Origin of the sequence: Pedobacter nutrimenti (genome assembly GCF_003208655.1) — a bacterium.
GTDB classification, from domain to species: domain Bacteria; phylum Bacteroidota; class Bacteroidia; order Sphingobacteriales; family Sphingobacteriaceae; genus Pedobacter; species Pedobacter nutrimenti.
The window spans coordinates 616,046-629,308 of sequence record NZ_QKLU01000003.1 but is presented as its reverse complement, the minus strand read 5'-3'; the positions used below and the strand labels follow the sequence as shown (position 1 = coordinate 629,308).

At 41.9% G+C, this 13,263-nt stretch carries 9 protein-coding genes; all 9 read right to left on the bottom strand.

Going from position 1 to position 13,263, the window contains the following annotated elements:
• Positions 1–39 precede the first annotated feature (39 nt).
• The gene (locus B0O44_RS10885) at positions 40–843 is read right to left on the bottom strand and encodes a hypothetical protein (protein ID WP_110830148.1); all 804 of its coding nucleotides are present in this window, start codon (positions 841–843) and stop codon (positions 40–42) included.
• Positions 844–918: 75 nt separating this feature from the next.
• On the bottom strand, positions 919–1,356 hold the full coding sequence (locus B0O44_RS10880; protein WP_110830146.1) for an Rpn family recombination-promoting nuclease/putative transposase: 438 nt from the start codon (positions 1,354–1,356) through the stop codon (positions 919–921).
• A gap of 202 nt (positions 1,357–1,558) precedes the next feature.
• Complete coding sequence (locus B0O44_RS10875; protein WP_110830143.1) at positions 1,559–4,414, bottom strand: M16 family metallopeptidase; 2,856 nt, start codon at positions 4,412–4,414, stop codon at positions 1,559–1,561.
• Between the two features lie 137 nt (positions 4,415–4,551).
• A complete protein-coding gene (locus B0O44_RS10870) occupies positions 4,552–4,845 on the bottom strand; it encodes a hypothetical protein (protein WP_110830141.1) in 294 nt (97 codons plus the stop codon).
• 83 nt (positions 4,846–4,928) lie between these two features.
• A complete protein-coding gene (locus B0O44_RS10865) occupies positions 4,929–5,273 on the bottom strand; it encodes a hypothetical protein (protein ID WP_110830138.1) in 345 nt (114 codons plus the stop codon).
• A 108-nt stretch (positions 5,274–5,381) separates the two neighbouring features.
• Positions 5,382–6,902, bottom strand: coding sequence for a TlpA family protein disulfide reductase (locus tag B0O44_RS10860; RefSeq protein ID WP_110830136.1), 1,521 nt, complete (start codon positions 6,900–6,902; stop codon positions 5,382–5,384).
• A 52-nt stretch (positions 6,903–6,954) separates the two neighbouring features.
• Positions 6,955–8,349 (bottom strand): RagB/SusD family nutrient uptake outer membrane protein, encoded by a 1,395-nt coding sequence (locus tag B0O44_RS10855; RefSeq protein WP_110830134.1) that lies wholly within the window; start codon positions 8,347–8,349, stop codon positions 6,955–6,957.
• A gap of 18 nt (positions 8,350–8,367) precedes the next feature.
• Positions 8,368–11,907 carry a SusC/RagA family TonB-linked outer membrane protein gene (locus tag B0O44_RS10850; RefSeq protein WP_110830131.1) on the bottom strand — a complete coding sequence of 1,180 codons (3,540 nt, stop codon included), beginning with the start codon at positions 11,905–11,907 and terminating at the stop codon, positions 8,368–8,370.
• 189 nt (positions 11,908–12,096) lie between these two features.
• Positions 12,097–13,236 (bottom strand): FecR family protein, encoded by a 1,140-nt coding sequence (locus tag B0O44_RS10845; RefSeq protein ID WP_110830129.1) that lies wholly within the window; start codon positions 13,234–13,236, stop codon positions 12,097–12,099.
• Between the last annotated feature and the right edge of the window lie 27 nt (positions 13,237–13,263).

The following is a 13,263-nucleotide window of genomic DNA, read 5'->3' as shown; positions in this document are numbered from 1 at the left end:
GGTCATTGCACAATTTCTTAATCATTTACCGAACGACAATCAGTCCTCTGTATACTCAATACGAATAACATTTTTTAACGAACTTAGCTTTTCATAACGTGTGGTTACTTCATAAGTTTTTTTCGTTTCTATCACCACCGTGCGGTTATCTTTCCAATACGTTTTAATGGGTAAACTTTGTCCCTTTGCAGTATAAACAGCTCCACCATTACCATCCTTCAAATAAACATTAACAGAGGTCTGGGCACAGCCATCCTTCCCATTTGTATAAAGTTCCAGTCTGTTTTTTTTATCCGGTGAGGCCAGATCTAAAAGAAAGCCAGATCTACGCCTCATTTCCTTATACTTTTGTTCGGAGATCACTTTGGAACTTCTTTCAACAGGAATTTTATCAGTAAAAGCCACAACTAAATTTTGTAAAACGGCCAGCTTCTTTTGGTCACCGTTGGTCTTTTCATATATGTCACTCATCAGGCGAACATCATACAATTCCCGATCCTTAGTGATCTCCTTGCTGGCAACAATGGCCTCTATCCTGTCTTGCAAGTCCTTAAATATATCTATTTCATACCCCGTCTGTTCTTTAATAAAGTCTTTGAACTTTACATCCAGGTTATGCAAAAGGATCCTCTGAAAATTTGTACTGTGGCGTTTAAGCTGGTCTAATTTGCGTTGCTTAAAATATCGCTCCACCTGCTCTTTTTGCGTGGAATAAACCATTACATGAGGATCATATTGATCAAAAACCAATTTTCCCGTATAATTTTTAATTAAGTAGTCCAATGTTGCAATTGCAATAGCCTTATACTTTTCAAGTGCAGCTTGTTTTTCTTTATGATTCATGGCAAGCGCTCAGTTTATTTTTAAGTTACGGGAGCCAACATCCGGATTAGGCCAATCCTTTAAATTGCAACGGTATTAAGATAGCTTTTCCAGCTCGGGTAAAGAAAGCCCGGTATATTTAGCAATGTCCTGTAATGGCACTCCATTCTTTTTCATTTCAAGAGCTACTTCTAACTTACCCTCCTGAATCCCTTCCTCGCGTCCTTCTTCCCTACCTTCTTTCATCCCTTCCTCTCGACCCTGCTCCAAACCCGCCTCCAGTTTCCTGGCCAGCACCGCCTCCTGGTCCCATTTCCTTTTTAAACTTTCGTTATACATGTCCTGTTCCTCTTTTGGCATATTAAAATAATTCGCTACATCATATAGCTTTTCAAATATAGTTTGTTTCAGGTGAGCCGGTATATCATCCTGTTCGCTCAGATGCTTCAATGAATACAGCCAGATGTCAAGACCTGTTTCAAGTTCAGCCTCTTTCTTTACAAATTTACTTAAATCTATATAATTAGAAAACAATTATTCAACACAGAAAAACAAAGTAAACTTAAAGTATATTTACATAAACTAGAAAAGCATTACCGGGCTTCCTTCAAAAACAAAAACCCGCCTGAAAATGATGGAGGGTTATTAACTAGAATGATATTTCATTCATATTAGGCTATGAACACCTCATATGAATGAAATATCACACATGAAATATAAGCTAATAAATAGCCTGTTATTTAGTCTCAGGCAATAAAACCAGTCTGATGTAATTTTTTCCGGTCAGGTATTTGGCTGCAATTTCCTTTAAGCTCGAAACGCTAATTTTATTCATTGTAGCATCGTAATCAAACAGCTTGTTCAATGGCTCATTGATTAACAACTGCTCATTTAAGTAATTCAGCCAAAAAACATTTGTCTTTAATTCTGTTTCCCGTCTCCTTACATCTTCAGCTTTAAATTTATTGACATTTTCCAGCAAAGGCCCCTCTTTTTTCAGTTTATTCACCTCATCCACAGCCGAAGCAATCAGGCGTTCAACGTTGGCAGGTGCACAACCAAAAGAAACAACCAGACTAAATTTTTCTTCAGGAAACTTGGAAGTCCCCACATCTACCCCTGGTGTGTATACACCACCTTCTTCTTCCCGCAGTCGTTCGGTCATCCTGATTTCCAGCGCTTCCTTTATGGCCTCTAATTTCAGGTCGTTTTCATAACTGTAATCAAATGACCCCGAAAATATCAGGTAAACCGTGGCTTTCGGCTCCGATCCCTTATGTACAGTTTTAGAAATTACCCCCTCAGGAATACCGATACCCAGGTTTTTTGCCTCTTCTTTTTTTCCGGTCGAAGGAAGTGAACCCAGGTATTTTTCCAGCAAAGGTTTTATTTGCGCTTCATCTATACTGCCCACAAAGGTAAAAGTAAGGTCTGCCGCATTGGAAAAACGTTCTTTATAAATTTCAAAGGCCCTGTCAAGACTAATCTGACTAATTTTTTCCAGGCTTGGTCCGGTACGACGAACATTGTAATTACTCAATACCGCATTTACCGTATCCCCAAAAACTTTTTCCGGATCATCTGACCTGTTGGCCAGCTCGTCTTTTGCATTGGCTATAATCCCTTTAAAAATTTCCGGATCTTTACGGGGCTCAGTTACATAACCATATACCAATTGAAGAGCTGTTTCCAAATCCCCGGGTGTCGAACTGCCGCTAAAACCCTGGCTGCGTTCGCTTATATATGGCTTTACTTTCAGTTGTTTACCAGACAAAAATTTATCCAGTTGGGTGGCTGTATAATTACCCAGTCCACCTGCGGCCACCAGACCGGCTGCTTTAGATGCACTTTGAAAATCAGCATCACTGTACAGAGAAGTACCCCCATTAGAAAATGCCCTAAACAATATCTGGTTGTTTTTAAAATCTGTTTTCTTTAAAATGACCTTAACCCCATTGCTTAAGGTTAACCTGGTTATTCCAAGTTGAACATCCTTTTCTTCTGTCGCAATTTTTCCGGTTACAGGCTGGTTGACCAACAAAGGTAAAGTGTTTACATTGTCTTTATAAGCTTCCAGTTTTTCTGCATTTACAGCATCGATCCAGCCAAGTACTTTGGCTTCAGCAGGCATTGTGGCTTTGTCTTTATCGGGGGCCATAATCACAATATCCCTGTTGGTGTCCTGTATGTATTCTTTGCTTACGCCGTTCAATTCGGCCAGCGTAATGCCGGGAATAAATTTATGGACCAGTTCGTTGTCCTTTACCAGACCAGGAACTGCAATTTGCTTCAGAAAATGCTGCAGATACGCTTCCACATAAGCTTGGGAAGCTGTTTTATCCTTTTCTTTAACAGCAGCATCCATGCGGCTCAGGTAGTTTTGTTTGGCCCTATCCAACTCTGTTTGGGTAAAACCAAAAAGCTGTAGCCGGCGGCTTTCCCGCCAAACGGCCTTAAAGCCCTTTTCCAGTTCACCAGGCTTGGCCGACACGGTGACCGTATAATTATCCAGCCCGCCCAAAAGGTCTTCTATACCGGCACCACCCTCCAAAAATGGAGGATCTGCTTGCCTGGACAATTCTTTATAACGATGGCTTAACATTTGATTAAACAACCCACGGATCAGCGAGCTGCGGTAGTCACTTTCTGTTTTCAGTTCGGGTGCTGTATGTTTAATAACCACCTGCGCAACAGTCGAAGGCATTTCCTTATCAGTAACCACCACAAACTGGTTTTTACCCGTTAAAGGAACGCGGTATTTTGTTCTTGGTTTTTCCCGGACCGGGTTTTTCAAGTCTGAAAACTTCGCTTTAATACTTTGCTCCATTTTGTTAACGTCTATATCTCCCACAACAATCAGTGCCTGCAGGTTTGGCCGGTACCAATCCCTGTAATAAGAGCGGATCTCTTCGGGTTTAAAATTCAACAAAACCTCTTCGGTTCCAATGGGTAAACGCGATGCATACCTCGATTGATTCAGCAGGATAGGAAAAGTTTGTTTATCCATCCGTTCAGAAGCCCCCTTGTCCAAGCGTTTTTCTTCCAGGATCACACCACGCTCTTTGTCAATTTCCACCGGATCAAGCGTGACGTCCTGTGCCCAGTCGCGCATAATCTGTAAGCCATTCTTTAGTATTTCCGGATTGTCACTTGGTAAGGGCAACTGGTAAACGGTTTCATCAAAGCCTGTATAAGCATTCAGGTCGGCACCAAATCGTACCCCCGATTTTTGAAGATAATTGATCAGTTCGCTTTTAGGAAAGTGTTTTGTTCCGTTAAAACTCATGTGTTCCATAAAATGGGCAAGTCCCTGCTGCTGGTCTGTTTCCAAAATAGAGCCTATCTTATTGGCCAGGTACATGACCACTCTATTTTTCGGTTCTTTATTTTGACGGATATAATAAGTAAAGCCATTGGGTAATTTACCTACCCTGACCGTAGGGTCAAGCGGAAGGACTTGTTGCGCCTTTACCGTCTGAACACTCGCCTGCTTTTTTGGCGGACTGTTTTTTGTAACCTGCGCAGTGGTAAGCGCCGGCAGACCTATTCCTGCAAGTAATGCAGTAAGTAGTAGTTTTTGGTTTTTATACATATATTTTCATTTCTTCTCTATTTAAATTTCATTGGCTCTGTTTGAACAAAAATACCAGATAAACAGCCACTTAAACCTAAACCAAGCTTGCAAAAACGTTAATAAAGGTTAATGCAAACCAAGCTAAAAACGCCTCCCTACACCCTTTCCAAATGCGCATAACCCAGCCTGTACAAAGCGAGCAGGTCCTGCACGGAAATCTGCTCAATGGACTGGTAATTTTCAAAAGCAAAAAAGGCCATAAAAGCGCTTAAAGAGTAAAAAGAAGCACTTACCTGATAACGCTCGGGATAGTCCAGCTCGTTGCGCAGTAAAACAGAAAGTTCAACCAGGGCGCTGGCATGAAGGACAATTTCTACACCGCTGGTGGTGGTAATGTGGTTCCCGGATGTCCAGAAATAGTTTTCCAGATCTTTACTGGTAAAATTCATAAAGAGAAATGATTAAGGGTTTAGTGTTATACAAAATAAAGTATGGATTATAAAAATTTTGATGTCCCGGGTGACAAAAAAATCTAGGCGGGCTGCTCCTGAAAATCGTCTAAAAAGTCGATGATCATACACAGCTTGTTGTAAATGCTTACGGCCGCATTGCAGCGCCTGGGGTCGTCATCTTTAAAGGCACAGATCACCTCAGTAGCCTGGTCGAGCAGGTTAATCAGTTCCCTTTTTAAAGGGAACCAGTTTTTACGGGCCTTTTGCGGATCGTTTAAAATGTCGGCAAACATTTGGTCGGTAAAGGTTTTGTAGGCCCGTTCTATGTCGGGTGCAGGGTCTTTGAGAAAGGGAATGCTGGTACTGCCCGATACATAGAGCAGCCAGCCAAAATGGTTCAGGCTGTTTTTAAGGTTCTTGTGCATGGTTTGCTGGGTTTAAGTTTTACAATTTTTATTGTTTTGAAAACGCTACAGGGGTAAACCGGGCCTGTGGCCACAGGCCCCGGAATACTTAACCTAATATGGAGCGTATTAGTTTTTGGACATTTTTATAGGAGCTGGTGTGGTGGAGGGGTTGGCCGCCAGGTAGTCTTTGATACTTTTCACAAAAATATCCTGACGCTCCTGATTGATACCATTTTCATCTCCTACCCAGGGTACAATCGGATGGCCATCCAGCATCTTTCCATTTTTATCAATTAATATAACATAAGGTGCTCCTGAAAAACCATAATGTTTCATGAGCTCATGATCTTCCCCTTTGCCATTGGTATATACATTGATGGATTCCGGATGGGTGTATTTGCCTCCTTTGACAGCCTCCCGAAATGATTTCATCGTTTTATCGAGGTTCACAGATAAAAAAACCACATTGGGGTTGTTTTTAAACTCCTTGACCACAGGTTTCATTGCATCGTTTTGAACAATACACCAATGGCAACCTGTAAAGTACAATTCAGCGACAATTACCTTTCCCCTTAAATCCTTCAGGCTAATCATTTTACCGGTAGTATCTTTTAAATGAAAATCAAAGGCATCTTTTCCTTTCCCAAAAGCATTCCATTCTGCTGTTAAAACGCCTTTATACCTTTTGGTGTCCATTATGTTTAAAACTTGTTTTAAAGACTGATCATAGCTTTTGGTTTGGCCACCCAACCTTCTGCTAATGGCAAAAATTTTATCTCTTAAAGGACCGGAATATCCTTTTAAAATGTTATTTACTAATTTCCCGTAATCGATGTTATAGCTCTTCTTCAAATCGTAATCAGGATCTTCATTCAGCACCTCCATCAGTTCTTTTCTATAAAGCAGGTCTGCATAATACTGGGACCGCTCTGCAATAAATTCCGAGGGCGCGTCCAAATCGTAATAAGCTAAAATTTCCTTGTAATGGTCTTTATATGGAGCAGGATCATAGCCATTTACTCCAAACAACTGATCAATATCTGAATAAATTGGCCGGCTTATATTGTCAAATTCCAGTAAAGCATAACTCTTTTCAGTCAGTTTTCCCTTGCATTGTTCCAACATCATTTGTCGTTCCTTCGTTTCTTCTGCTCCTAGCTTACGGGAAAAACGCAGTCTTTCTATTTTTGAAGTAAATTTTGGTATTGGGTGTTCTTTTCGAAAAGCAGTTATTTTGTTTTCAGCCTGTACAATGTAATTGTATTTCTCAGCACCTTTACCACTAAATGCAAGGTATTTTCCATCTGCCTTTAGCCATATTTCATCACCCGCTTCTACCAAAAAAAGATCCCTACCTTCGTATATTTTATCGCCATAGGCAAACATTCGCATATACCCAACCTCATCTACATTATCGAGTTTCAATTCAAATTTTCCATTTTTCACTTTACAGTATATCTGTTGCATATAAGCAGATTGATATAAGTAGTCTGAATAATAATTGTTAAAGGCAATGTATACCGAGTCTACTTTTAGTTTGGGGTCAATTTCTCCGTGCAGGATAAAAGTGCCAATAGCTTTCTGGGCTTTCAGTTTGACTGTGTAGAACAGAAGAAATACCGGGAATAACCATATAATTTGTCTCATAGTATATTTTTGTTGATTAGTACTGATTTATTTGAGTTAATATTTAAGTTCTTTAGCGTGGGTTTTGCTGAATACCGCTTAAAGCGATTTCATCATCAGGGATAGGTAAAGCATAGCGAGGATCATTAGGCGGTAAAGTATAAGTTTGGCCGCCAAGGTTACGGGTTAAAGTAATGTTCGAACCTTCCTTATTGAGGCGTTTGATGTCAGACCACCTGAGCCCTCTCCAAACCAGTTCTTTTCTGCGTTCCAAAAGGATCTTGTCTATTACTTCCTGCTTAGAAGTAGATTGAAAAGCCACATACTTACCTGTTACGTAACGTTTTTCCAATAGCTGGTTTAAAAACTTTAGAGCATTATCCAGATCACCCTTTCGGGCTAAACACTCTGCATTGATTAGGTAGACTTCATCTACTGCAAGACCAGTAAAAAAAAATCCATTAAACACATATCCAGCTTTCAGGTAAAAATTTCCCTGATACACACTAAAAAAAATGGTTCTACGTAAATCATTTGATTCGTACAGATCAATTAAGGACTGTTCAGTTGGAAGCCCAGCATTAAACCCCATAACCGTATTATTATAAATACTGGATGACTTTAAGCATAATACCTCTAGAAAAATATTTAGGTAATCAAAGCCAAAAGGAAAATCACTATTTTGATCCAGAGAGTTGTAATCCACCAGTTTATTGTATAAAGCCAGAGATTTTTTGGCGGCGTCTTGTGCTTTTGGATAATTTCGCATACTTAAATATACCCTGGCCTCTAAAGCATTTAAGCTTGCAGAGCAAGGACGGTTTCTATTCTTCTCTGGAAAAGGAGTACCTGCAAGCAAAGCTTCTGCGTTTTCTAGGTCCAAAATTACCTGCTGGTAACTTTGTTGAACAGAAGCGCGGGGTTGGCGATCATTGATGTCTGAAGATAACCGTAATGGAATGCCCAGATCTGAACCTGCTGTTGCAGGATCATACGCTACCGAGAAGGTTTGTAATAACTCATAAGAATTATAGGCCCTATGAAAAAGTGCAAATCCTTTTACAAATTGTCCAGTAGGACTATTCTTTTGATCAGTCGGTAGTTTATTCCATTGGTCTAAAACCACATTGGCATAAAATATAGCCCCGTAAGGCTTGTTCCAATCGCCGATGATTTGCGTTCCCACATAAATGTCTTTTGCCCAGATATAGGCATTTCTTTCTGTAGCGGTTGAAGCCGAATTCCAATCGGAAAGTGCTGGATAAAAGTATTCATCGGCTGATAAAACCGGGAGGCCTGGACTACAGCCGTTCATAACATCCAAATTATCCAAAATGGCCTTCATATCGGCTAAAGTTTCGGGCACCACCAATTTTGTATTTGGTTTTTTATCTAAAAATTCAGCCTTTTTACAGCCTTGCAGTGCAAATAGCATTAAAAGGATTAGTAAGGTATTTTTTAGTTTCATTTGTATGGGATTGATATTTTATAAAGTAACTGTTGCGCCTATGGCATAAACCCTAGGTACAGGAGCATAAAAACGGTTCTTTCCTACATTGTCTGGATCCAATCCCAATTTATTGGCCCGCCACAAAATAGCCCCCAGGTTGCTGGCTGTAAAGGATAATTTAAAGTGGTTCAAAATGGATTTAGCGATGTGACTAAACGTATAATTGAATTGCAGGTCATGCAGGCGGATGTGATCGCCTTTTTCTACGAGGACTTCTGATCTCTCAAAAAAGCTACTTCTCAAACCGTCTGAAGGATAAATGACAGAAGGCACATTGGTATAATTTTCATCACCCGGTTTTTGCCAACGTTTCTCGTAATCTGTGGTGCTTGCATAAACCGGACTACGACTTACATAAGATGGTCGCCTGAAATAATAACCCATTTTATAAATGACATTCACCGAAAACCCAAAGCCTTTATAAAAAAAATCATTACGTAAGCTTCCAAAAATGGTTGGACTGGCCGAACCTTTATATACCAGTTGATCTGCTCGGGCAGTGAGTTCCATGGCTTTATAATCTTTACTGACGTGACCGTCTAAATAGCCTTGTGGGTTGCCCTGGTTATCTAGCCCTGCCCAACGGTAGGCAAAAAGTGCAGCGTAAGGTTTGCCGATAATAGGGATATCATTGCCTACATAATAGTCGTTAATTGCTCCTTGTATTTTATAACCCGTAATTTTATCTTTCACATAGTTGAACAGAAAATTAGTCCTCCAACTTACACTCCCTTTTAGATTTATGCTATTTAAGGTAAGTTCCAAACCTTTAGTCAACACATCAGCCGTATTCCCTCTAAATGTTGTAATACCGGACTGTTGAGCCATAGGGCTATCCCCTATTAAGTTTGTCCCTTTTTTTGAATAAAACTCTATGCTACCACTTAGCACCTGATTTTTTAAAGCAAAATCTACAGCTACGTTAATGTTCCGTATCTTTTCCCAGCTTAAATTGGGGTTTGGTGGGTTTTCAATTTTTTGATAAAGTTCACTGAATTGATTCGGATAAATTTCTTGACTAGAAGTGACATAAGCAGAAAGTCTTTTGTCCAGATTCCCGTTGTAACCATAAGTGAGCCTTAATTTTAAATTGGGCAAGGCTGCCAAATGGTAAAATTTCTCTTTATTTAGTTCCCATGCCAGGCCCATCGAATATAATGGCACTCCTTTTTGATTGGCATTAACCCCAAACAAATTGGATTCATCTTTTCGGATACTGGCAGACAAAATGTATTTAGATTGGTAAATGTAGGCTGCATTGGCATAATAAGAAATATAGCGGTCTGTTGTCCCGGATTGGCTTCCTCCAAGCCTGTCAATTATGGAATTATATCCTTCAATCAACAGTGGATAGTATTTAAAATAGTCTACCTGTTGATCTGTGGCTGTGCTTCCATTATAACCATAAAAACCTCCTGAACTGGCAAAAGTATTATAATCCCTAATTTCTGTTCCTGCTAATGCCGTGATTTCATGTGCTGTTCCAAAAACCTGATGGTAGTTGAGTTGCAACCTGCCGTTTTGAACGCTGTAAGTTCCTGTATTGGTGCTTACAATATCACCTAAAGGAAGGGGGCGGTACACTACGCCTGTTACAGGATCAATCTGGCTAAAACCGTTGATCTGTTTCCTTGTCGAATAGTCATTTAATGCATTCGTACTCACCCCTTCACTATTGCCTTGCTGGTATTGGTAGGTGGCTTGTATGTCCAGCAGTTTGGGTAAAATTTTATAGTTAAGCCCCAGGTTTAAAGTGTATTCTGTGTTTTTGTTTACATTGCCCTGGTTAAACCTTTCATTTAGGGGGTAATAGTTCCAGTCCAGTAAACCTTTGCCCAAATAAGCATCTTTAGCTGGTTGACTATAATCTCTGGTTACCGCCAAAGCATTGCCCGAAGCATCGGTCAATTGCTCATAAGGATATTCAATGCCATAAGAATTGGCATTAGACCGGGACCGGGTTTTAACAAACAATAAGCCGGTACTGAGCTCCAAGCGGTCTTTAAATAAATTATAGGTATTGCGGGCATTGACAGTTAAGCGGTTGTTATCGTCTGACACTTTACTGCCCAGGTTCTGGTCGTAGCCTGCTGAAAAGTAATACTGGTTATGCGGCCCACCCCCGCTAATGCTTAAAGCATATTGTTGCAATTGGGCCGGCCGTAAAAAATATTTAATATAATCGGTGCGGGTATCAATTTTCCCTAAAGCTTCCAAACGATTGTTTAACTCGGCCATACTAATTAAACCTTTGCGTTGCTGCTCCAGCAGGTCGACTGCCTGCGATTGTGGATTATAAGGAAAAGCGCTTAACTCTCTATCATAATAGCCCTTTTCAAAGAAAAACCTTTGCACTTCGATAAACTGTGCCGAGCTGAGTTGTGGTACAGCAAACAGGTTTTCCTTTTCATTGATGCTGTATACCGAACGAAAGGCAACCGATGGGGCACTGTTGTATTTCCCTTTTTTTGAGCTCAGTACGATGACCCCGTTACCGGCCCGTACGCCCCAAATGGATGCCGCAGCGGCATCTTTTAATATCGTTACCGATTCGATGTCGCTGGGGTTAATGTTGTTTACATCTCCCTCATAAGGGAAATTGTCCAGTACAATAAGCGGGTTGGTGTTTGCAAAAATGGTGCTCCGGCCCCGTATGCTTATGGTCGGGTCGTTTCCTACCCGGTTGGCCGCTTTGTTAAAAATCACCCCGCTGGTGATCCCATCCAGCCGGGCCAGTACGTTGCTGCCCAGGTCGCGGTTGAGCAGCTGGTTATCGACCTGTACAAAACTCCCCGTGGCCCTTTCTTTATTTAGGTTCTGGTAACCGGTACTGATAATCCCTACTTCTTTAAGCTCTCCTGCCGCTGGTTCCAGCTGTATGGCCGAAGAGCCCGAAACTTCCTTTGCTAAAATCTCCTTTGTTTTATAGCCCAGGTACGAAATGACCAGCACCGTATTTTCTTCCAGCTGCTTTATGGTAAACTCGCCTTTATCGTCGGTCACTACGGCTTTGTTGGTTCCCTTTACCCTTACCGACGCCCCAGCCAAGGGCTCCCCTTTTTCATCTTCCACACGGCAATGCACATCGGCATTGCGCCAGGCAGCAGCCAGCTTTTCCAGAAAGGAAGGCGTTTTCGCTTTAATGGTTACAATTTTGTTTTCGATGTTATAGCTTAAAGGCTGGTTTTCAAAACAGCGTTCCAGCACTTCTTCCAGCCCGGCATTTTTAACATCCAGGCTAACGGGTTTGGCCTGCTCCATAATTTTGTCGCTGTACAAAAAATCGTAGCCACTTTGTTTCCGGAGTTCTTTAAGTACAGCCACCAGCGGGGCATTGCGTTGTGTTAAAGTGATTTTTTGCCCGTAAGTACGGGCACTCACCTGTAAAATACCTGCGCAGAGCATCAGGATGGTTAATCGCATCATCAATAGTAATGTTGGAGGTATGCGCAGACTGGGCACACCTAGGTTAAAAGCATTTAAATTCATACTTTTGTCTGTGTTGGGTTTATACATAAAGTCTTGTCAAATTGATTTTCTCCCTTACCCCGGGAGGGTGTGACCCAAAATCTTTCCGGATGGTGCTACGAACACTATCCGGTTTTTTTGGCTCATCCATAGGGCTTGGTTTCCTTTACTGCGGATGTGCTGCTTTCATGTTCGTTTTTGTGTTTGGTTTATTTTATACAATGCTTTAACCGGCTGTTAAAGGTACAGGGTTACGGTACGCCCTTGAACCTGGTATTTGAGTTGTCCGCTTAAGGCCAGGCTTTTAAGTACTTCGCTTAGGTTTTTTGTTCTGGACACCTGACCGCTAAAGGTTTGGCCGGTATCGAGGTCTTTTGCATACACCACATCAATGTCGTACCAGCGGGCCACCCTTTGCATCAGGTGCAACAGGCTTTCTTTTCGAAACATAAAGTCACCGTTTTTCCAGTCCAGGGCCTGCTGCAGGTCGGCTTTTTCAATATGGATGTTGCCGCTGTACAAGCTGGCCTCTTCTCCGGGCTGCAATACTTTCTGCCCGCCAAAGGCTTTAACTTTTACGGCGCCTTCGAGCAAAGTGGTTTTGGGGCTTTTGTTGTCCGGGTAGGTATTGATGTTAAAGTGTGTGCCCAGCACTTCTACCTGTTGCCCTGCAGAATTCACTTTAAAGGGGTGCTGTTTATCCTTAGCCACTTCAAAGTAGGCTTCGCCGCTCAATTCTACCACACGGTTTGCACTCGCGGCAAATGAAACCGGATACCGCAGCATTGAAGCGGCGTTGAGCCACACTTTGGTCCCATCGGGCAAACGCAGCTGATAGGTGCCTCCTTTAGGGGTTTCTATGGTGTTGTACTGCCGGGCGCCTGGTTTTGCAGGTTGCAGGTCCGTGTATGTAATTTCACCCTGCTTTGTTTTGGTAATCTGCGCCCCGGATTCTGTGGCCAGCTGTCCGTTGGCGGCATCGCTTAGGGCAATGCGCTTGCCATTAGACAGGGTCAGGTAGGCTTTGTTGCCACCGGGCTTTACATCGTTTTGCGCCAGGTTTTGTTTTAAGGGGTCCGGTGCATTGTGCTTAGCTTTATGGTAAAAAAACACAGCCCCGGCAAGCAGCACCAAAATGGCGGCACTTTGCAGCAGGCTTTTCCAAAGCTGATGTTTTTTCTTTTGGCCAATGCTGTGCTTTAGCCTGCTGCGCACCTTTAACAGGCTTTGCCGGCGGGTAGCCTGGTCAAAGCCTGCCCAGGGGTTTTCTGGCAGCTGCTGCTTATCCAGCCATTGTTCTATGCGTTGTTGTTCTGCTGAACTGCATAAACCGCTGTTGTATTTTTCAAGTAATCGGATCACCTGGTGGTGGTTCATAGTATTTGGCTTATACTAGGAAGAACG